18 protein-coding genes are annotated in these 21,626 nt (G+C 43.3%); 9 read left to right on the top strand and 9 right to left on the bottom strand.

The features are described 5' to 3' along the window. Positions 1-6: 6 nt before the first annotated feature. Both hslU and AAEU28_RS18020 read left to right on the top strand, forming a co-directional pair. A complete protein-coding gene (gene hslU, locus AAEU28_RS18025; RefSeq protein WP_421965350.1) occupies positions 7-1,335 on the top strand; it encodes an HslU--HslV peptidase ATPase subunit in 1,329 nt (442 codons plus the stop codon). A gap of 89 nt (positions 1,336-1,424) precedes the next feature. Further along, positions 1,425-1,808 (top strand): gamma-butyrobetaine hydroxylase-like domain-containing protein, encoded by a 384-nt coding sequence (locus tag AAEU28_RS18020; protein ID WP_421965349.1) that lies wholly within the window; start codon positions 1,425-1,427, stop codon positions 1,806-1,808. A gap of 68 nt (positions 1,809-1,876) precedes the next feature. Here the strand turns inward: AAEU28_RS18020 and AAEU28_RS18015 are convergent, their stop codons facing one another. Beyond that, complete coding sequence (locus tag AAEU28_RS18015) at positions 1,877-3,733, bottom strand: methyl-accepting chemotaxis protein (protein WP_421965348.1); 1,857 nt, start codon at positions 3,731-3,733, stop codon at positions 1,877-1,879. Positions 3,734-3,862: 129 nt separating this feature from the next. Further along, positions 3,863-4,876 carry a glycosyltransferase family protein gene (locus AAEU28_RS18010; RefSeq protein WP_421965436.1) on the bottom strand — a complete coding sequence of 338 codons (1,014 nt, stop codon included), beginning with the start codon at positions 4,874-4,876 and terminating at the stop codon, positions 3,863-3,865. A 267-nt stretch (positions 4,877-5,143) separates the two neighbouring features. Here AAEU28_RS18010 and rraA point away from each other — a divergent pair, with 267 nt between their 5' ends. Further along, complete coding sequence (gene rraA / locus AAEU28_RS18005; RefSeq protein ID WP_421965347.1) at positions 5,144-5,653, top strand: ribonuclease E activity regulator RraA; 510 nt, start codon at positions 5,144-5,146, stop codon at positions 5,651-5,653. Beyond that, positions 5,653-6,705 (top strand): formimidoylglutamase, encoded by a 1,053-nt coding sequence (locus AAEU28_RS18000; protein WP_421965346.1) that lies wholly within the window; start codon positions 5,653-5,655, stop codon positions 6,703-6,705. Before rraA ends, AAEU28_RS18000 begins: the two co-directional genes overlap by 1 nt. Positions 6,706-6,719: 14 nt before the next feature. Here the strand turns inward: AAEU28_RS18000 and AAEU28_RS17995 are convergent, their stop codons facing one another. After that, positions 6,720-8,498 carry an EAL domain-containing protein gene (locus AAEU28_RS17995; protein WP_421965435.1) on the bottom strand — a complete coding sequence of 593 codons (1,779 nt, stop codon included), beginning with the start codon at positions 8,496-8,498 and terminating at the stop codon, positions 6,720-6,722. Between the two features lie 31 nt (positions 8,499-8,529). Then, positions 8,530-9,753, bottom strand: a complete 1,224-nt coding sequence (hutI, locus tag AAEU28_RS17990) for an imidazolonepropionase (protein ID WP_421965345.1) — start codon at positions 9,751-9,753, stop codon at positions 8,530-8,532. A 112-nt stretch (positions 9,754-9,865) separates the two neighbouring features. On the opposite strand from hutI, the gene hutC reads away from it, so the two are divergent. Continuing rightward, positions 9,866-10,585, top strand: coding sequence for a histidine utilization repressor (gene hutC / locus AAEU28_RS17985; protein WP_421965344.1), 720 nt, complete (start codon positions 9,866-9,868; stop codon positions 10,583-10,585). Between the two features lie 7 nt (positions 10,586-10,592). On the opposite strand, the gene AAEU28_RS17980 is transcribed toward hutC, so the two are convergent. Next, the gene (locus AAEU28_RS17980) at positions 10,593-11,348 is read right to left on the bottom strand and encodes an NADP-binding protein (RefSeq protein ID WP_421965343.1); all 756 of its coding nucleotides are present in this window, start codon (positions 11,346-11,348) and stop codon (positions 10,593-10,595) included. Between the two features lie 139 nt (positions 11,349-11,487). Here AAEU28_RS17980 and AAEU28_RS17975 point away from each other — a divergent pair, with 139 nt between their 5' ends. Both AAEU28_RS17975 and hemN read left to right on the top strand, forming a co-directional pair. Continuing rightward, complete coding sequence (locus AAEU28_RS17975) at positions 11,488-13,518, top strand: methyl-accepting chemotaxis protein (protein WP_421965342.1); 2,031 nt, start codon at positions 11,488-11,490, stop codon at positions 13,516-13,518. Positions 13,519-13,625: 107 nt separating this feature from the next. Further along, positions 13,626-14,996 (top strand): oxygen-independent coproporphyrinogen III oxidase, encoded by a 1,371-nt coding sequence (gene hemN, locus AAEU28_RS17970; RefSeq protein WP_421965341.1) that lies wholly within the window; start codon positions 13,626-13,628, stop codon positions 14,994-14,996. A gap of 68 nt (positions 14,997-15,064) precedes the next feature. Here the strand turns inward: hemN and envZ are convergent, their stop codons facing one another. Beyond that, the gene (gene envZ, locus AAEU28_RS17965; protein WP_390448270.1) at positions 15,065-16,366 is read right to left on the bottom strand and encodes a two-component system sensor histidine kinase EnvZ; all 1,302 of its coding nucleotides are present in this window, start codon (positions 16,364-16,366) and stop codon (positions 15,065-15,067) included. An 8-nt stretch (positions 16,367-16,374) separates the two neighbouring features. Then, on the bottom strand, positions 16,375-17,094 hold the full coding sequence (gene ompR / locus AAEU28_RS17960; protein WP_058031161.1) for a two-component system response regulator OmpR: 720 nt from the start codon (positions 17,092-17,094) through the stop codon (positions 16,375-16,377). A gap of 182 nt (positions 17,095-17,276) precedes the next feature. On the opposite strand from ompR, the gene greB reads away from it, so the two are divergent. Together greB and AAEU28_RS17950 are read left to right on the top strand one after the other, a co-directional pair. Beyond that, a complete protein-coding gene (gene greB / locus AAEU28_RS17955) occupies positions 17,277-17,750 on the top strand; it encodes a transcription elongation factor GreB (RefSeq protein ID WP_421965340.1) in 474 nt (157 codons plus the stop codon). Positions 17,751-17,838: 88 nt separating this feature from the next. Beyond that, on the top strand, positions 17,839-20,163 hold the full coding sequence (locus AAEU28_RS17950) for a Tex family protein (RefSeq protein WP_421965339.1): 2,325 nt from the start codon (positions 17,839-17,841) through the stop codon (positions 20,161-20,163). A gap of 212 nt (positions 20,164-20,375) precedes the next feature. On the opposite strand, the gene AAEU28_RS17945 is transcribed toward AAEU28_RS17950, so the two are convergent. Both AAEU28_RS17945 and AAEU28_RS17940 read right to left on the bottom strand, forming a co-directional pair. Further along, complete coding sequence (locus AAEU28_RS17945; RefSeq protein ID WP_421965338.1) at positions 20,376-21,281, bottom strand: putative metalloprotease CJM1_0395 family protein; 906 nt, start codon at positions 21,279-21,281, stop codon at positions 20,376-20,378. Between the two features lie 5 nt (positions 21,282-21,286). After that, on the bottom strand, positions 21,287-21,595 hold the full coding sequence (locus tag AAEU28_RS17940) for a hypothetical protein (RefSeq protein WP_421965337.1): 309 nt from the start codon (positions 21,593-21,595) through the stop codon (positions 21,287-21,289). Positions 21,596-21,626: the final 31 nt, after the last annotated feature.

Genomic DNA, 21,626 nt, shown 5'->3' with positions numbered 1-21,626 from the left:
ATTGCCATGACTGCGATGACCCCAAGAGAGATCGTGCACGAGTTAGATCAGCACATTATCGGTCAAGATAAAGCCAAAAAAGCCGTGGCAATTGCACTTCGTAATCGCTGGCGTCGTATGCAACTTGACGACGACTTACGCGCTGAAGTAACCCCAAAGAATATTCTAATGATCGGCCCAACAGGTGTCGGTAAAACGGAGATTGCACGCCGTTTAGCAAAACTTGCCAATGCACCTTTCCTGAAAGTTGAAGCGACTAAGTTCACTGAAGTAGGCTATGTAGGTAAAGAAGTTGAGACTATCATCCGTGATCTGGTTGATATCTCAATCAAGATGACGCGCGAGCAACAAGCGAAAAAGCACCAACATCGCGCAGAAGAAGCCGCAGAAGAACGTATTCTTGATGCGCTTCTTCCACCTGCAAAAGACGCATGGGGTGAAGCTCAGCCTGCAGAAAATAGCAGTACACGTCAGGTATTCCGTAAGAAACTGCGTGAAGGTCAGCTAGACGACAAAGAAATTGACATTGATGTTGCTGAAGTTGCACCTCAAGTTGAGATCATGGCACCACCTGGTATGGAAGAAATGACCAACCAACTACAAGGTCTATTCCAAAACATGGGTGGAGACAAGCGTAAGAGCCGTAAGCTGAAAATCAAAGATGCTTTCAAGCTTCTTATTGAAGAAGAAGCCGCCAAAATGGTGAATCAAGAAGAACTGAAAGAACAAGCTATTTTTGCCGTAGAGCAAAACGGTATTGTGTTCATCGATGAAATCGACAAAATCTGTAAGCGCGGTGAAGCACAAGGTCCAGATGTGAGCCGTGAAGGTGTGCAGCGTGATTTACTGCCTCTAATTGAAGGCTCAACGGTCAGCACGAAACACGGTATGGTTAAAACTGACCATATTCTTTTCATTGCCTCTGGTGCGTTCCAAATGGCTAAACCTTCAGACTTAATTCCTGAGTTACAAGGTCGCTTACCTATTCGTGTAGAACTTGAAGCACTTTCTGCAGCTGACTTCAAACGCATTCTTACCGAGCCTCATGCATCGCTTACTGAACAGCAACAAGCACTGCTTGGCACCGAGCAAGTGACTATCGACTTCACTGATGATGCGCTCACTAAGATTGCTGAAGCCGCATGGCAAGTGAACGAGAAAACAGAAAACATTGGTGCGCGTCGTCTTCATACTGTGATGGAAAAACTGATGGAAGAAATCTCTTTTGATGCTTCTGAAAAGACAGGCTCAACGCTGACTATCGATGCAAGTTATGTTGAGCAGCATTTAGACATGCTAGTACAAGACGAAGACTTAAGCCGCTTTATTCTTTAAGTTTAGCAAAGATTATGCGCTATTATTAAGCGGGGCCTATGCCCCGCTTTTTTGTAAGATATAGCCAAAAATATCCATTGAGAAACGTCATGTATATTGTCAATAAACTTCACTATCATACTGTATCTAAAACGCTCGACATTCATTTCGATGATGAGCAAGTCTTCACGTTAAGCTGTGAGTATTTACGAACCCATTCCCCTTCTGCTGAAGTGCAAGGACATGGTAATCAATCTAAAGATCCACTGAATCTGGTGTTGAATAAACAAGAGGTAGCTATCAAAAAACTTGAGCCTGTTGGACATTATGCCGTAAGGCTGGTTTTTGATGACGGCCATGACTCAGGTTTATATAGCTGGCAATATCTTCGTGCACTTTCAGAAGAGCAGACTGAACGCTGGAAGAGATACCAAGCGAGGGTTGAGGACTATCATGCCAACAAAGATCGTATTCCAATCAAGTTCACGCCCTAGCTTTGAGTGCTAAAACTTAAATATAAAAAAACGCAGCAAACGCTGCGTTTTTTAGTTTTATTAGCAATCTAGTAGCGGTACTTGGCAACCGCCTCATGTAGTACTTTGGCTTGCTCTGAAACCTCTTCACTACTTTGGGCATTACTCTGTGCATGCTCAGATGCAACTTGCGCAATATCTCGAATGCGAACTACGTTCTTATTCACCTCAGAAGCAACTTGGTTCTGTTCATCAATGGCTGTTGCGATGTGCGTGCTCATTTCCATAATAGTTTGAACATCCGCTGTAATCGAGCTTAACAACTCACCAGCTTTCTCGGCTTGAGAAACACTCTCACTACCTTGAGTACGGCACTGTTGCATGATACTCACAACAGACTGGGTGCGCTCTTGCAGAGTAGAAATGATACTCTCAATTTCTTGTGTCGAGTCTTGTGTACGCTGTGCTAAAGAGCGAACTTCATCGGCTACAACAGCAAAGCCTCGACCTTGCTCACCAGCACGTGCAGCTTCAATTGCCGCATTCAAAGCAAGTAAATTTGTCTGCTCTGCAATACCACGAATAACATCTAAAACCGAGCCAATTGTTTCAGCATCACGCTCAAGTTGTGAAACAACATCTGATGCGCCACCTAATGAATCAGATAAGGCCATAATACGCTGAATTGTCGCATCGACTTCTACTCTACCTTGTTGCGCATTGCCATTGGTTGACTCAGCTTTATTCGCTGCAGCTTCAGTATTATGGGAGATATCTTGAATCGTCGCCTGCATCTCAGTCGCAGCAGTCGCCACCATATCCGCCTCATGCAGCTGCTCATGCATACCTGCGCTGGTTTGTGCGGTGGTTTCACTTAAATGATGAGTCGCTTCATTAATTGTGCCTAAAGCCGTGTTTACTTCTGAGATCAGAATCTTAAAGTCATCTATCAAGCTATTAAAGTCTTCTGTCATCGTGGTAATTTCATCATTACCTGTCGATTCAATTTTAATAGCTAAATTGTTTTCACGGCGAATTCGCTCAATGGTTTGATAGACACGTTCCACAGGCCCAATGATTGAACGACTGGTAGACAGTACCAAAATCATGACGATGATCGCTGCGACGACAAATATACCTATGGCAGCAGCTTGCGTTGCTTTCGCGTTATCTTCAATAGCTTGCTTTGTTTGCAGTACAATATTCTCAACCGTTGCATCACCTTGCTTTACAATTTTAACCATCTCGCCTAATGCACCGCTATCAAGCGATACACCTAGTTCGACTTGTGCATCAACAAGGTTAGTGAACTTGTTTTTGTATTCCAAAAGTAAAGGTGATAAGCCGTAAGACTGTAGTTTGGGGTAAAGCTCATCGTAGGTTTTATTAAATTTACCTAGGTATTTGGTATCTAAGCGAAGCATAAAGTCTTTTTCAGCTCGTCTAAGTTGTAGCATCAAGCTTAGTAATTCAAAGTTGTTATGCTGCTTCAATCCTGTTTCGACTTCATGCACCGCAGAACGTAACGCACCATATAATGCATCTTTAGGGTGTAAACCAATCTTCTTTTGCAGAACGACTACAGTTTCAAATGTTTCTTTGTAAGATCGACTTAACCCACGAAACTTTTCAAGCTCCCCTTGATCAATAGATAAGTCATCCAGTAAAACATTTAATAGATCTATCTTTGTGATTAAGTGCTGATATTCTTTATCAAATTTACTAAGCGCTTCCGTGTCCTTATAGAATAGAAAATTCTTCTCAAACTTGCGCATGGATAACTCATGAATTTCAAGCTCTTCAGCGTACTGAATTGCTTCGTTGAGTTTCAGCATTGTGCGAGCTTCAAAGATAATCACCGCTAGCATTACCAGCATTGCAATACCAACAACTATCGCATTGAGCTGTAAACGCCTTTTGATGGTTAAATTTTCTAATAAGGCCATACTGTTACCTAAGGTTATAAAACATATGCTTAGTATAGACCAAGGCTGAAAATTAGGCTTTTAGATTTCACATAAAAACAATAAAAAAGTGCCAACATGTGCAATAATTAAACGACTCATTCTTTGGAACTATCCAACTTTTAATGAATTCCAAGCAAAATCATGCAATGCGGTGACATCATGCCATTGTTCGGCTTTAACCCACTCTACAAGGGCGCATGGATCTGCTGAAAAATCCACCAACTTCTGAGGTGCTGTATCCAAAAAATCTTCAACCGCATTGGCATTTAAGTAATGCATCTGCTTTGCCCAACCAAGCTTAATTAACAAACTTGCATCAATCACCTGTGTGAGCTCTTGCTCAAGCGGTTTAATTAATAGGCTTTTTCCCATATTCAACGCTGCATTCAGTACTTCAAATTGCGCATGTGCAATCACGCCTTTGCAACTTTTCATGTCATGTAATAACCGCTCATGATCATCGGGTCGATAATGAATATTGTCCACCGACTTCACCTCTGCTGCAGGGTGAAAACAATAAAATTCCGTATTTGGAAAACTTGTTAGCAATGCCTCAATCGCCTCCAATTTTTCTGACGGCAAATAAACGACTACCTTATTTTTAATACAAGTCGTGTGATAGCTAGGTACGATAGGCGGCAAAATATTTTTCGCAAAAGGGATCCAGTGAAACCCAACACGGTAATCCGCAGGCACTAACCATTGCTGCCAAATTCTAGTTAAATTCGCCCCTTCAAAAGGCAGTTGGTGATGGTTTACTGCGACATGATGCCCCAAAGCGAGTACAGGGATCCCTGAAAGCTTTGCCGACCAGGCGACAATCGACTCACTGTCGGTGATCACCAAGTCATAATTTGCGACTTTAAAATACGCTCGATGAGTGAAAATATCAGAAACTTTTTGCCTGAAGGTTTTCGTAAAGCGATTTGGCTTATGCCGTACTAAGCAACTCCCCACTTTGAGCGCTTCAATTTCAGCAATTACCTGCTTACTCATAGGGTTTGACAGGCTATTACCGGACAGGATCACGTCAGTGTTTACCTGATGCGCTTTGAAGCACTTAATCAACACAAGTGTTTGCTGTAATTGTGCAAGTTCGATGATTTTTGCTGCATATAACACTTTCAATGCAATTCACCTTATTCATTCCTTGTGGCAAGAACACCAGGAGGTTGTCATAACTGGTACTTCTTACACAAAACCATTGTCTACTGATTAAACTTTAGACTTTAAAAATAACAGTTGGGTGAACTTTTTAAGACACTATTATGGAATTCAAAAGAGTTTGATTGAACGCACAAAGTGCCTGCTTTTACAGCAATTTTGCCATTGCTATGAGCTTGCATCAGAGTATACTGGAACAAATACATACTCTCTGGAGAACTCAATATGGACTACAGCACATCTGACTTATGCGATCATTTTGCAGATGCAATCGATGTACTTGAACCCATGTTCATTAACTTTGGTGGACACTCTGCATTTTGCGGTCGCATCGTCACAGTGAAATGCTTTGAAAACAATGAACTGATTCAAGAGATTTTAGAACAAGACGGTACTGGTAAAATTCTATTAATCGATGGCGGTGGATCTACTCGCCGAGCGCTGATTGATATCGAATTGGCAGAACTGGCTGTAGAAAATCATTGGCAAGGTATTGTTGTTTATGGCGCAGTTAGACATGTTGATGAACTCGAAGAGTGTGAACTAGGTATACAAGCCATTGCGTCTATTCCTGTCGCTGCTGATAGCCAAGGCAGTGGCGAGCAAGGTGTCCCAGTAAACTTTGCGGGTGTTTCTTTTTACGAAGACGATTATCTATATGCTGACAGCACCGGGATTATAATTTCCGCCGAAGAGCTGGTACTCGAAGATGCGCTTGAAGAAGTCGAAGCATAATGGGCAACTGGTTAATTCGATATAGTGAAGCCGACACAAAGTGCTTTACTACCAGCAGAGCGAATGAAACTCGCTTTTGGCAATCAATCTCTTATTTAGACCAATCAGCACCTTTAGAAAGTGCACTAAAAGATGCAGCTGAATTTGGTATTAAATATGTTTTACTCGGCATTAACGAGGACATAGGCCCAAGAGCAAACTGTGGTCGCGGAGGCGCAACACAAGGTTGGCAAGCGTTTTTAAAACGCTTTTTAAACTTGCCTAGCAATGAGTTTCTAGATCCAAAATCAGTATTGCTGTTAGGCGAGGTCAATTGTGATGATTTGCAATCGCAAAGCAAAGCTTTGGATAACGCAAATACAGAAGATTTAGCACAATTAAGAAGGTTATGTGGCGAATTAGATGAGCGAGTGACAGCGGTTTTGAAACCGGTTTTTGATGCCGGTTTAGAAGCCATTGTCATAGGGGGGGGCCACAATAATTGTTACCCAATTTTAAAGGCCTTAAGCACCAGTGAAGCTAAGTCGTGTAATGCCATTAACTTCGATCCACATGCTGATTTTAGGGCCATTGAAGGTCGTCATAGTGGCAACGGTTTCAACTATGCATATCAAGACGGATATTTACATGATTACCATGTGGTTGGTATGCATGAGCAAAAAAATAACCAAACCATTATCAGCTCGCTGACTAATGCCGGGTTTACCTACACCACTTACCAAACCCTACAAGTTATGCGCAGCCGTAGTTTAACTTCAGACTGCACACACAGTTTAGCCCGTTTTAAAATTGATAAACCATTAGGTATCGAAGTTGATGTAGACGCCATTAGTGGCATGCCTGTCAGCGCTTTCACGAATTGTGGTTTTTCTGTCAGCGATGCAGAGCATTTTGTCTATCTGGGTGCAACGCACAGTGCTAGCCGTTATTTACATCTGTGTGAGGCAGCACCTTCGACACACCCGAATGGCTTAGAGCAAGGCATAACTGAAGCAGGACAAGTACTAAGTGGTCTAGTCTGTAGTTATTTATTAGGTAAACAACAAGGGTAGCAATAGCTACCCTTTTAGTGATCAACTAAATGATGGTGCTCAAGCTGATACTGTTTTATCCAGCTCAACATACCCACACTACTCAACGGCCTTTCGAAATAGTATCCCTGAGCGGCAAAGGTATTTAAGCTTTGTGCAAAGTTAAGCTGCTCTTGGCTTTCAACGCCCTCACAAATAACCGCACAATCTAACTGATGCTGCATGTCTACCAGCCCTCTGACAATGCCTCTAAGTGCACCTTGATGTTGATGATCTCGGGTAAGGGACTGCCCTACTTTGACGTAATCAACGGTTAATTTAGGTAACTTAGCCAATACCAGCGGAGCCTCACCGAAGCCGTCTACACACAGACGAACACCGATACTGCGAAGACGAGCTATCATGGCAACGCCCTGTGCATCCAAAGACATAAACAACGCAGACGGACATTCTATTATCAAATCACCGGCTTCAAGATGGTGAGTCAGCAGTACATCGTCTAAAAACTCAATAAATTCTTCATGCAGCATTTCTGGACCAAAAACATTGACGCTCAGCGCCATTTTGATCCCTTCCATTTTTAGCGCCATCGCAATCTCCGCCGCTCGCTCTATCACGAACTGAGCGACAGGCAAGGCTAACCCAGCAATACGAATATCATCGATGAACTTACCAGCAGCTAAAATCCCCTGCTTTGGGTGCTGCCAACGTAACAATAGTTCTAGGAACTCGATACCATTGTCGCTGTGACGAATAATCGGTTGAAAATACAGCTCGAGCTGATCTCTGAAGTCGTGATGAGTAAGCTCAGCCAAACGCGCTTGCTGCTCTTGTTTTGCTGTTCGCATGCTATTTTGATATTCAGTCACGACCTTATTAGGCTCTGAATCGAGCGCTAAAAATGCACACGTGATGGCATTATCAAAATCACTGACTTTATCAGCGAAAGAGACATAACTTGCCTTAGCTTTTATTTCTATGGTGCAATGGCCTACGTTAAACGGCTTTAACGTAGTTTGCACTATGGCACCTATAACTTGCTCATGGAGATGTTTTTGATGGGCCAAAGAGCACAAGAATACAAAATTTAATCCTCCTAAGTGCGCAAGCTTAGCGCATTCATCCCCTTGTTCTATATTTACAATGTCTTCGTTTTGCAATTGCTGCTTAATTCGGTTCGCTGATTGCGCGAGCAATAAATCGCCGTACTCTCGACCTAAGTGAAAATTTACCTGTTCAAACCCTTCGAGGCGGATCATCACTAATACCACAGCAGAGGCATCTTGCTCTGTGTGAGCATAATAAGCATCTCTCAGCGCACTTCTAGGGGGTAAACCTAGCACATCTTGCTTTCTTAATTCGCTCTGCTCTGGTAAATCTGAGGCGCCATTTTTACTGGGTTTTAAAGAGAACTCATAAAGCTGTGAAATATAAACCAAAAGTAAAGGTAGTAACGTTAACTGAATTGGCCAGTACCAAACTATCGCCCCCCCTAATAACAGTAGGTATGCTGCTGCCGCTAGAAACGACGCCAAAAGTAGAGGTTTTGAACCAAGTTTAAGCGCTAGGTAGAGGTGGCCGAATAACACCAGAGAGATGGCATACGTAGCCCACATATTGGGAAGCAATGCGGTAAAAGCCACCAGCATAGTCACAACATGTAGTGCACGACTTGATTGCGAATGGGTAAGGATAATTAAAGCGATACTGCCCATTAACACTAACCCACCTAAAAATGCGGTTAGTAGTGCCAGCTCCCCCTGTTGCAATCCATTGAATACAGGAAAGCTGGTCAATGTACCTAGTAAGGTCATCACCAACTTTCACCTATAAATTAAATACTTCTTATTGGATCAGTTTACCTGAGATCCACAAATTTGATAGCTCATTTACACCAAATTGATAACTTAATTGCGCTGGTGTTGCAATATCCCATAGAGCTAAATCGGCTCGCATGCCCACTTTAAGCATACCTCGATCTGCCAGCCCTAGCGCTTTCGCAGCGTTTACCGTTACCCCCTGCAAAGTCTCTTCTGGTGTTAATCTAAATAGGGTACAGCCCATATTCAGCATCAAGCGCAAGGAGCACAGCGGTGCGGTGCCTGGGTTAAAGTCACTGGCGATCGCCATCGAGACCTTATGTTGACGAAGTAACTCAATCGGTGGCATTTGTGTTTCTCTCAGGAAATAAAAAGCACCAGGTAATAACACAGCAACCGTACCGGCATCAGCCATCGCTTTTACACCCGCTTCATCGAGATACTCAATATGATCTGCCGACAGGCCTTTAAACTCAGCAACCAACTCAGTGCCATGTTGATTCGATAATTGTTCGGCATGGCACTTCACAGGTAAGTTTAACTGACGTGCTTTTTCAAATACTCGCTTTGTTTGCGCATAACTGAATCCTACATTTTCACAGAATACATCGACCGCATCTGCCAAGTTAAGCTCAGCCACTTTTGGCAACATGACATCGCATACTAAATCGATATATGCATCTGAGTCATGTTTAAATTCAGGCGGTAATGCATGTGCGCCCAAAAATGTACTTTGAATATCAACTGGGTGGTTGTCATTTAAGACTTTATTCACTTCAAGTAATTTAATTTCAGTGTCTAGATCTAAGCCATACCCCGACTTACTCTCAACCGTTGTTACACCTTCACTCATAAGGCTATTTAAGCGATTTTTCCCAGCTACAAACAAGGTTTCTTCATCCGCCTCTCGAGTTGCTCGAACGGTACTAGCAATACCACCGCCTTGTTGTGCTATCTCTTGGTAAGAAACACCATTTAGACGTTGTTCAAACTCACCAGCGCGGTTTCCAGCAAAAAGAATATGCGTATGACAATCAATTAGGCCAGGCGTTAACCACTGTCCTTTTGCGTTAATCACAGGTGTCGCTAGAGCATCGAACTCAGGCAAGTCACTCAGCTTGCCCAGCCAAGCAATTTTATCGTCTTTGATTATTAACGCGCCCTGTTCGATAGCACCATAAGGGGCATCAACATTGCTATCCATGGTTGCCAAATTAACATCGGTGATCACTAAATCTGCTTCAAACATCACAGCCTCATTTGAGTTTGTTTAATTGCCTATAAGCCTATCATGCAAACTTGTATATACAAGAAATCTGTGCCATTTTTAATGGCATGTACTCTCTATTTCATTATCTAGTATGACCAACGAACCTAAATTTGCATTGATAAAGCAGCATATCACCGACCAAATTAGTGCTGGTATTTGGAAAGAGAACCAACGTGTTCCCTCTGAAAATGAACTTGCTGAGCAATTTAGTGTAAGTCGTATGACCGCCAGACGCGCTTTGAGTGAATTGACAGACAGTGGAGTATTAACGCGGAGTCAGGGTTTAGGTACGTTTGTAGCAAGCCTCAAGTCACAGTCTTCTATGTTGGAGATTAAAAATATCGCCGATGAAGTAAAAGAGAGAAATGGTGCGTACAGTGCTGAGGTCATAGCCCTAGAAGAAATCGCCGCCATGGCCCCTATCGCTATCGCACTCGGTGTTGATATAGACAGCAAAGTCTATCGCAGCGTGATTGTTCACCACGAGAATGGCCAAGCTCTCCAAGCTGAAGAGCGTTTTGTCACCCCAGCACTTGCACCTGATTATCTGGCACAAGATTTTACTATCGTCACACCACATGAATACCTTTCGGCAGTGGCGCCGCTGACTGAGGCAAAACACACCATTGAAGCCATTATGCCAAGCCAAGATGTTTGCCAGTGGCTTGGCTTATATAACGAAGAGCCTTGCTTACAAATGATCAGAAGAACATGGAGTGCTAATGGTATTGTTAGCTTTACTCGGCTCATTTCGCCGGGCAGTAAATACCGTCTAGGCGGTCATCTCACCTTTAAGAAAAAGGTGAAATAACGCACAGTTAAATCTCTGCTTGATAGCAAAATCCCAGTGCTTCAATGGCTGAACCATCTATCACTCTTGCACTGGCGGTGTCACTGGCAAATGAAGGGGGCTGTGTGCCTAACCTAGCGCATCTTTGCTGGTAATAATCTTGACGAGTTGGGTGGTTAGGGTGACAAACATTATAAACAGCATTAGCTTCTGCCCAGTTCAGTATTACCGTCTCAATGGCGGCGACGACATCGGCTTGGTGCACCATGTTTACAGTCGCTTGGCTGCTACTTTTAAGTGTTTTACCCGCAACAAACTGCCCAGGTTCTCGATTTGGCCCCACCAGTCCCGCTAAACGTAAAACCTTTCCTTTGGCATCAAATACTTTTTGCTCTGCTGCAAGCAAAATCTCTTTACGCGTGGTTTCACTGTCTAATTCACCACTTTCGGTATAGGTACCATCTAGCTCTGAATACACACCTGTACTTGAGCATAACAAGAACCCTTTACACGCTAATTCATCAGAAAACCTTAACGCAGCAGATAGAATTTCAAGATAATTGCTGTCAGCATGACGTGCTCTCGGAGGAATAGCACACACCCAATAAGCGTCTTTTAAATCTACAGAATGAATTAACTTGTCTTCTTGCAATGTAAACTGTCGAATGATTGCATTACTGGAGTTTGAGCCACGACTGGTACCCTGAACTTGCCAATTCGCCTGTGTGGCTCTCTCGATTAATGCACTTCCCAGCCAACCAGCCCCCAAAACAACTAGCTTCATCTCATACCTCTGTATTAATTTCAAACCGCAAATGTATTATTATAGGAACAACATAACGTCAATCTAATGTTAACTGTGGTCAAAGCGACTCAGATATGATTTGATTGTGTAGTGCGGTTACCAATAAAAAGAATATATCATGCTTAACAACTTATCCCTCAGGAGAAAAATACTCCTACTGATCGGTGGTACAATTTCTGTGCTGCTTATTATCGCCTCCAGCTACTTTGTAAATCACCTAGCAACGATTTCTCGTGACAGTGTAGAGCGTGAAGCGCAAAGCTACATTTATGCCGAAAAATTGTCGATGGAATCGTTTTTCGCCCAATACGGTGAACTAGTCAGCACCTTTGCACAAAGTGCCCATGTTGTAGACTTTTTTGAGCAATACACCGAGCGCGAAGCTGAGCTATCAAGCCAACCAGGTTATGGCCTAGTGAATAGAGATTTTGATAGGCTGACGGCAAATAATGACAATGTTCTGTCAACTTTCTTTGCGTCTGCTATCACAGGTGAGTACTTCAAAGAAAACGAACGAACTTCTCATTTCTCTGATGGTCGTCCATATTTTGCTTATAAGCGTGGATGGTGGCCAGAGGCTATGGCGATTGGTAAGTTGCATGTAAGCCCGGTTTCAGTCGATGCAAACACAGGCGACGTATCTGCGGTGATCAAGCTACCTGTCTACAATTCATCGCGTAAGTTATTGGGGATCGCAGGTATTGATTTGCAAATGGAACAAATCAACCAGCTGGTTGAGCAGATCCGCTTCCAAGGCAAAGGTTACGGCTTCCTGCTAGATAACAACTTAAACGTTGTTCATTTATCAAAGCAAACTGGCCACAAGTTGTCTATTACCGATGAGGGTCCGAATGGAAAAGAAGGCTTAGACGGGCTAGAAAAACAGTTTGCAGATACCACTGGCTTCCGTGCATTAAACTCTGAGATTAAAAATAATGAGTCAGGCACATCAGTTGTTACCTTCAAAGGGCAAGACTATTACGTGGTGTATAACAGCGTGAAACTCGATGAGCCATTACTCGATTGGCATGTGGGTGTCATGATCCCAGTATCATTTATTGAAGAGCCAGTAAATGAAGCCGTCATGAGTACCGTGATCGCCTTCCTAGTGATTATCAGCATTGTGGTTCTTATGATCTTATGGGCGACACAGATGATCACCAAACCGATTGTGTCTCTTGCTGACACTATGCGTGACATTGCGTCAGGTGAAGGCGACTTAACGCGTCGGATCAATATTGAAAGCAATGATGAAGTTGGTCAGCTTGCTTCCCATATGAACACCTTTATCGAAAAGCTGCGTGCCATGATGCAAACCACGGCACAACAAGCCTCTCAACTAGGTCATGCCTCTGAGCAATTAAGCTCTGTGTCTGCCAGTACCAATAGTGAGATCCAACAAGAGAAAGAGCAAGTTGACAGTGTCAGTGCTGCGGTAACAGAAATGGCTGCAACTGTGACTGAAATCTCACGCAATGCACAAGAAGCAAGTCACGCTGCTGAGCAAGTACAACGCATGACGAACGACGGTGCGACACGCTCAAGCCAAGCACAAACAGTGATGACTGAATTGGCTAGCCACATCGGTGAGGCTGCGAAAGTTGTTGCAGGTCTTGAAAAAGAAACCACTAACATTGGCGCGGTGATTGACGTGATCAATGGCATTGCCGAGCAAACCAATTTACTGGCACTCAACGCAGCGATTGAAGCGGCACGTGCCGGTGAACAAGGTCGAGGCTTCGCAGTAGTCGCTGATGAAGTGCGCTCGCTGGCGAGTAGGACGCAAGAATCAACAGACGATATTCGCAATATGATCACGCGACTACAACAAATTGCACAGCAAGCATCCACTATGATGCAACAAGGCCAAGATCAGGCTGAAGGCTCTGTATCACAGACACAAGAAGTGCTCGATTCATTGCAAGAAATTGCCAGCTCTGTGGCAACGGTTCAAGATCAGAGCCATCAGATTGCAACCGCGACTGAGCAGCAGACTATTGTGGCTGAAGACATAAACACCAGCTTAAATGCAATTAATGACCTAGTTAACAGCACTGCTAATCACGCTCACACTTTGGCTGATGAAGCACATGATCTAAATGGATTGGCTAAATCACTTAATAGTACGGTAAACCAATTCAAGCTTTAACTATTCTGAGCAGGGCATGATTTATGCCCTGCTTTGCTACAGATCAAAACCGACCTTCACTTCTCGTCATACACTACACGCTCTAATCTAATAGATGAGTGCGTATCGTGATTAATTTACCAACTTGGGATGAATCCCTAATCAAAAAATATAATGTATCTGGACCAAGATATACCTCTTATCCAACTGCATTATCATTAGAAAGCGGTTATCAACAGGCTGATTTACATACCGCAGTGAAGCAGTCAAAAAACCAAGCATTATCGCTCTATATTCATATCCCATTTTGCCACCAGCTTTGTTACTACTGTGGTTGCAATAAAATCGTCACACGCCATCAGTCAAAAGCTGACGTCTATTTAGATCATCTAGAGAAAGAGGTACAGGCGCAGTCTTCTGTGTTTGCGCATTACCGCGTTGAGCAATTGCATTTAGGTGGCGGTACGCCAACGTTTTTAACTGCCGAGCAGATGACACGTCTAATTCATATTGTTGAAGCACACTTCAACTTCACCGAAGGCGCGCAACGCGGTATTGAAATTGATCCACGCTCTATTGCTGACGACATGTTAGTCACTTTAAAAAACTTAGGCTTCAACCGAGTTTCATTTGGTATTCAAGATTTCAATGATGAAGTACAAGCTGCAGTAAACCGCCCGCAATGTGTCGAAGAGGTTTTAGCACTGGTAAAGCAAGCAAGAGCACTCGGGTTTAAGTCAATCAATACCGATATGATCTACGGCTTACCTCACCAAACCCCAGAAAGCTTTAAGCAAAGCATTGAACAACTGATAGCGCTGAGCCCAGACAGAGTATCAGTGTTTAACTATGCTCACCTCCCAGATAGATTTGCCGCGCAGCGCAAACTAAAAGAATCGGACATGCCAAGTCCGCAGCAAAAGCTTGAGATCTTCAAAAATACGCTTCAGCAAATGACTGAGGCAGGTTATCAGTTTATCGGTATGGACCACTTTGCTAAAAAAGATGACGAGCTTGCGGTTGCGCAAAGAAATGGTGAGCTTCACCGTAACTTCCAAGGCTATACAACGCATGGTAATTGCGACTTGTTAGGCCTAGGAGTTTCATCTATTTCACAAATTGGTAATGCGATTTTGCAGAACCAAAAAGAGCTCAAAGCTTATTACTCAGACATTAACGAGATTGGCTGTGCGACCCATAAAGGCATGCGCTTGAATCATGATGACGAGCTCAGAGCCGATGTTATCAAACAACTTATTTGTCATTTTGAATTAGATATTAAGGCGATTGAGGTTAAATATAATATCGACTTTAACGATTACTTTAGCGAAGCCCTAGAAGCCCTCAAACCACTGGCAGAAGATGAGCTGGTGACATTGTCAGCGCAGCGTATTGAAGTCACCAGCAAAGGTAATTTATTCATTCGCATTATCTGTATGTGCTTTGACGCATATTTACAACAGCAGATTAAAAATACGCGATTCTCACGCGTTATTTAAGCACTGCTCATCTAATAACGTACAAAAAAGGATGGCTGAGCCATCCTTTTTGCTTTCTAAATCAAATATTAGGCTAAAGCCGGTAAATAGACTTCAGCACTTAAGCCGCCTTCTTGACGATTACGAAGCTTCACCGTACCGCCATGTGTCGCGACTATGCGTTTAATAATCGCCAAGCCTAAACCACTGCCTTCACTACCCCTTGCTTGGTCTCCTTGCTTAAAAGGCTCAAAGACACTCTCAAGCTCAGCTTCAGGAATACCCGGTCCACGGTCTTTCACAGTGACAATCACCATTTTCTTACGCGGGTTGTATGCGGTACTGACATCAATGGCCTCATCGGAATAACGAATGGCATTTTCTATCATATTGGTGACAACGCGTTTTAACGCAACCGTATTCATGATCACTCTTGGTAAACTCTCAGCGGCTGTTAAATTAATTTCACGCTGATGTTGCTGCTCAGCATGCACCACCTCAGACACTAAACTATTCACATCATCAGGGTGCATCTCACCGCTGTTGTGGTGACGAAGATACTCGATAAACTGGTCAATAATGGCATTCATATCTTCAATGTCATCAATGATCCCTTCTTTTAAGTAGTCTTCTTCGTCTGACATCATTTCAGTCGCTAAGCGAATACGGGTCAATGGGGTACGCAAGTCATGAGAAACACCGGCCATCAAAAGACGTCGGTCATTCTCAAGTTCAGCAATGCCTTTCGACATTTTGTTAAATGCTTGTGTTACTTCAACAACTTCCGTTGATCCTCGCTCCACGAGTCGAGTAGAAAAGTCTCCTACACCGACTCGACCAGCCGCCGTTTGAAGTGCCTTAAGAGGACGGTTAAGGTGTCTTGCAAACCACCAGCCCCCCAATACACTTAGAAAGCCAATACTCGACAGGTAGAAAATCAAAAACTCCATTTTTGTTTCACTAAAGCCTGTCAGTGGTACCCTCACCCAGTAGCCAGGCGCTTGCGGCGCTTCTACCCAATAGACCACTGGGTCGCCTTGGCTGATCCGCACTCTTGCAGAGCCATTAAGCTGCTCAGACATACTCTTTGACAACAAGCTATATTCTTTGGCTTTCTCTAAACCGTTCATATAGGCTTGCCTTTGGGTCATGACTTCAATACCCGTGATTTCAAAGAACTTATCTGAGGTCGCTTTGTTTATTTCGACCCCTTCTTCCCAATCAATGAATACTGTTTTGACTTGCTTAGCCAACATCAAATTCACTTGCTCGAAGGTTGGCTTAAACACATACAGTGTCACTGTGATATAAGAAACGATTTGGTTGATAAGCAATAAAGCACCAACAAAGAAAACCGTTTGCCCAAACGCGCTACGTGGAAAAAAGCTCATAAACGAAACTACTTTTCACCGTCTGGCACAAACACATAACCCAGACCCCAAACAGTTTGAATATATCTTGGGTTAGCTGCATCTTCTTCGATCATGCGGCGCAAGCGCGACACTTGAACGTCGATACTACGCTCAAGGGCACTGTAATCACGGCCACGTGCAAGGTTCATTAATTTGTCACGACTCAATGGCTCTCTTGGATGGCTCACCAAAGCCTTCAATACCGCAAATTCACCACTGGTAAGCGAGATAACTTCATCGCCCTTTTGCATTTCACGGGTCGCCAGGTTCAGTTTAAAAATACCAAACTCTACTTCGTTTTCTTCGGCAGCTGGTGCACCCGGCACTTCTTTGGCACGACGACGTAAAATTGCCTTGATACGCGCTAATAACTCTCTTGGGTTAAATGGTTTAGGGATGTAATCATCAGCCCCTAACTCTAACCCTATGATACGGTCAACTTCATCACCTTTAGCAGTCAACATAACGATTGGGATCTCGTTCTCTTTTTGACGCAGGCGACGGCAAATAGACAAGCCATCTTCGCCAGGAAGCATTAAATCTAACACCATTAAATGGAAGTTTTCGCGCTCCAGTAAGCGATCCATTTGCTCACTGTTAGCCGCAGCACGAACAATAAAACCTTGTTCAACGAGATAACGCTCTAACAAACTGCGTAAACGCATATCATCGTCGACAACTAATACCTTGGTAGTTTCATTTCCCATGATTGATTTCTTCTTTTTATCCAATATCTTTGCTTAATATAATTGAAAATGTGATTTCTCGACACCATTACTATGAAGAGTTTTGTTACCGAACATTACAATTTTTTAATATTTTGCTAGCTCGACACCCAGATGATTTTTTATTACCGTGTCAGTGGAGTAGAAATGACCCTAGTTTATGTATGAAAACCAATTTAATTACCCCTGAGGGTTATAACCAACTGCAAAAAGAGCATGACCACCTCTGGTATGAAAAACGCCCTGAAATCACCAAAATAGTGAATTGGGCAGCCAGCTTAGGTGATCGCTCTGAGAATGCTGATTACACCTTTAATAAGCGTTTATTGCGACAGATAGACCGTAGGGTACGCTATTTAAGAAAACGTTTGCCCGATTTAAAGATTGTCCAATATGACCCACAACAAGCCGGTAAAGTGTACTTTGGCGCTTGGGTGGAAATTGAAAATGAGCAAGAAGAAATAAAGCGTTTCAGAATTGTCGGTCCAGATGAAATTTATGACCGAAAAGACTATATTTCTATAGACGCACCAATGGCACGAGCACTATTAGGTAAGGAAGTCGACGACGAGTTTGTCGTGCGCACACCAGAGGGAGAAAAACTCTGGTATGTAAATACTATCGAATACCGTAAATAAGCTTCTTATTCATAGACGCTATGCTATGATCGCCCACATAAAATACGCTTAGACAGCACGTATACATCTGAATTTATAAGGATTTTGCATGAGCAACATCTCTGCACGTTTGGCACAAGAGCTAAATGCAAAAGAACAGCAAGTCATTGCTGCCACTGCACTTCTTGATGAAGGTGCCACAGTTCCATTTATTGCTCGTTACCGTAAAGAAGTAACCGGCGGTCTAGACGACACGCAACTTCGTCTTCTAGAACAACGACTTGGTTATTTAAGAGAACTAGAAGACAGAAGACGCTTCATTCTTGATACCATTTCCGAGCAAGGTAAGTTAAGTGATGCCCTTGCCGGTGATATCAATAGCGCGCAGAGTAAAACCGAGTTAGAAGATTTATATCTACCCTACAAGCCTAAGCGCCGTACTAAAGGTCAAATTGCCATTGAAGCAGGTTTAGAGCCTCTTGCGGATGCCCTTTATAAGGATGCTGATTTAGACCCTGAAAGCCACGCGGCTCAATTCGTAAATGCTGAAAAAGGCATTGAAGATGTCAAAGCGGCACTAGACGGTGCTAAATTTATCTTAATTGAACGCTTCGCCGAAGATGCTAAGTTACTGGCAAAGCTTAGAAAACAAATCGACACACAAGGTGTGATCGAAGCTAAAGTAATTAAAGGCCAAGAAGACGCTGGTACTAAATACCGCGACTACTTTGAGCATTCAGAGAAGCTCACGAAAGTCCCTTCGCATCGTGCGTTAGCTATGCTTCGTGCCCGCAACGAAGGCATATTACAGTTAAACATTAACCCTGAGCCGAGCAGCGAAAACCCAGCACAGTATTGTGCACAAATCATCGCTGATCATTACCAATTAAATGTAAGCTCAGCAACAGCAAGTGCTTGGTTAATGTCAGTGGTTCAATGGGCTTGGAAAGTAAAACTATCTCTGCACCTAGAAAATGAGTTTTTAGGGACCATGCGTGAAAAAGCAGAGACACAAGCCATTGATGTATTTGCCAAGAACTTAAAGGACCTATTGATGGCAGCCCCAGCTGGTCCTCGCGTAACTATGGGGATCGATCCTGGCCTGCGTACAGGCTGCAAAGTGGCTGTAGTTGATGCGACAGGTAAGCTGTTAACTACGAATACTATCTTCCCACATGCACCGCAAAATCATTGGGACAAGTCAGTTCGTACTTTAGAGCAATTATGTCGCCAACATAAAGTAGAGCTAATCGCCATTGGCAACGGTACTGCTTCTCGTGAGACAGATAAACTTGCAGCTGAACTACTGGCTAACAACAAAGAGCTCAACATAAGCAAAATCATGGTCAGTGAAGCAGGTGCATCTGTTTACTCTGCCTCAGAGTTTGCCGCAAATGAATTCCCAAATTTAGACGTGTCGTTACGAGGTGCAGTTTCAATTGCTCGCCGACTACAAGACCCGCTTGCAGAGCTGGTAAAAATTGAGCCTAAATCAATTGGTGTAGGCCAATACCAACACGATGTTTCTCAAAGTCAGCTAGGTCAGTCACTGATCTCTGTAGTTGAAGACTGTGTAAACTCGGTGGGTGTTGATGTTAATACCGCGTCAGTGCCATTGCTTACCCGCGTCTCAGGTTTAAACAAAACGCTGGCAAGCAATATTGTGCAGTTCAGAGATGAAAACGGTTCATTCAATAACCGCACGCAATTGAAAAAGGTCGCGCGCTTAGGGCCTAAAGCCTTCGAACAAGCAGCCGGTTTCTTACGTATCGTGAATGGTGCTGATCCACTTGATAGCTCAGCGGTTCATCCTGAAGCGTATCCTGTGGTTAAACAGATCTGTACTGAAAAAAATATCGAAGTGAGCGACCTGATCGGTAACAGCGAAGTTTTAAAACAGCTAGAGCCTGCTCAATTCACGAATGACAAATTTGGTTTACCAACTGTCACTGACATCATTTCTGAACTAGACAAGCCGGGCCGCGACCCTCGCCCTGAATTCAAAACGGCGGTCTTCAAAGCCGGTGTTGAAACCATTCAAGATCTTAAAGTCGGCATGATTTTAGAAGGTGTGGTGTCAAATGTGGCTAACTTTGGCGCTTTTGTTGATGTCGGCGTACACCAAGATGGTCTAGTTCACATTTCTGCGATCACCAATAAATTTATTTCAGATCCGCGCGAAGTCGTAAAAGCCGGTGATATTGTAAAAGTGAAAGTGTTAGAAGTTGATGTAGCTAGAAAACGCATTAGCTTTACAATGCGCCTAGATGATGAAGTGCAGCAGGCCGCGCCTCAGGGTAAGTCTACTTCGAGCAAATCTCAGCAAAACAAACCTGCTAACAAACAAACTAAAGGACAGCGTCCTAAAAAAGAGGCTGGTAATGCTGCAATGGGCAATGCCTTTGCTGAAGCATTTGCTAAATTGAAAAAGTAATAATACTTTTAACAATAGACCAGATCTTCAATTAGAAGCTGGTCTATTGTTTGCTAAAGCTATCGAACCTAATTCTTATTCCAATATTCTCTAAAACAAAAGATACGTAAAAACACAGCAGCATAATTTATTACTCTCAGCTCACAAGCATATTCCGTAAAAAGTGACTTGTGTTTTATTAAGCATTACATATGCTATAAAAAGATTGCTTTCTAAACGTTCAAAGAGAAATTACTAATAGGGTTTGGCACAGCGACATGCTGATAAAAATCGTTAATTCGTAAAGATCTTGCCTGAATTTCAGGGTCTGCTGCTATTGGCAACGCGACAGAATATGGTTCAGAGGCACTTTGTAAGGCTGCTCTATCATTAGGCTCAACTTCAGAACTTCTTTCTGAATCTTCACTCAAACGGCGGGTTTGATATGCGCCTATCGAAGAGGCTTTCTTTTCCTGCTCCTCACCGTTAATCGACTCTTTAGCTAATTCAGCTTGAGCTGATGCTAATTTTTGGGTTGCATCTGCAGCAATTGCTCGATCAGCGCCAGAGGGCTCAGCTGGGGCGAGTGCAGCTGCGCGTACTGTTTGCATCTTGTCTATGGTTGCACGTGGATTGTCAGGGATCTCAGCAACATCAATCATCACCTGACCGCCAATCGCATAATTATTGCCATCTGGCCCTCGCTGAAACTCATAACTTGGCGAGCCAGCGTATTGTCCGCCGACACGCGCATGCGCTTCTTCGTGAAGTCTAACCTCGCGATCTCGTGCCTTTAACTCTAAAATTTGCTGCTGTTCGGCCTCTTCTTTGCGCTGTTCTTGTTCTGAATTCTCTTCTTCAGAATTAGAGTTTTCTTGCTCTGAATTTTGATCCTCACCATCTTCTGCAATAACCTTATTTTGTTGCAACTGACCTGTACTGTCGTAAGTACCGCCGTCATCAGCAAGTTGAGGACGCGATTTGTCACCGTCATTCAGTGCCTTATTTTCGGAATGACTTGCATTGGAAGGGGCTGGTTTAGGTATCACTTCGCGCAGCTGGTTGTCTCGCCTAGCAGTTTCTGTGTAGACGTTTGAAGTATTAAGATTAATCGCCGGCTGCGGCGTTACAATATTCATTAGAATTAGACTGAAATATCTATTATTGTTCCTAAAGCCTCGTCCGCTGTTCGGATCGATTGAGTGTTTGCTTTAGCATTAAACTCTTCAACTTTGAGATTAACTAAAGCCTCATCAATTTTTGCAGGCTGAGATACAGGCGCAGTGACAGCTTCGTCGGGGCTAGCACCTTGCAACTGACGTTGTTGTGCAAGTTGAGATTCATCTTGTTCGGTTACCGCAGCACGATTTATCTCTGCCGTAGCGCGTTCAATACCTTGACTGGCGCGGTTGTAACCGTCTATACCATTATTTAGCACGTCACCAATTGGCATAATAAGCACCTTTGCAAAAATCTAAATATGT

Origin of the sequence: Pseudoalteromonas sp. SS15 (assembly GCF_049257195.1) — a bacterium.
GTDB lineage: Bacteria > Pseudomonadota > Gammaproteobacteria > Enterobacterales > Alteromonadaceae > Pseudoalteromonas.
Note: the sequence above shows the minus strand (reverse complement) of the source record. Positions and strands in the feature narration are given on the sequence as shown.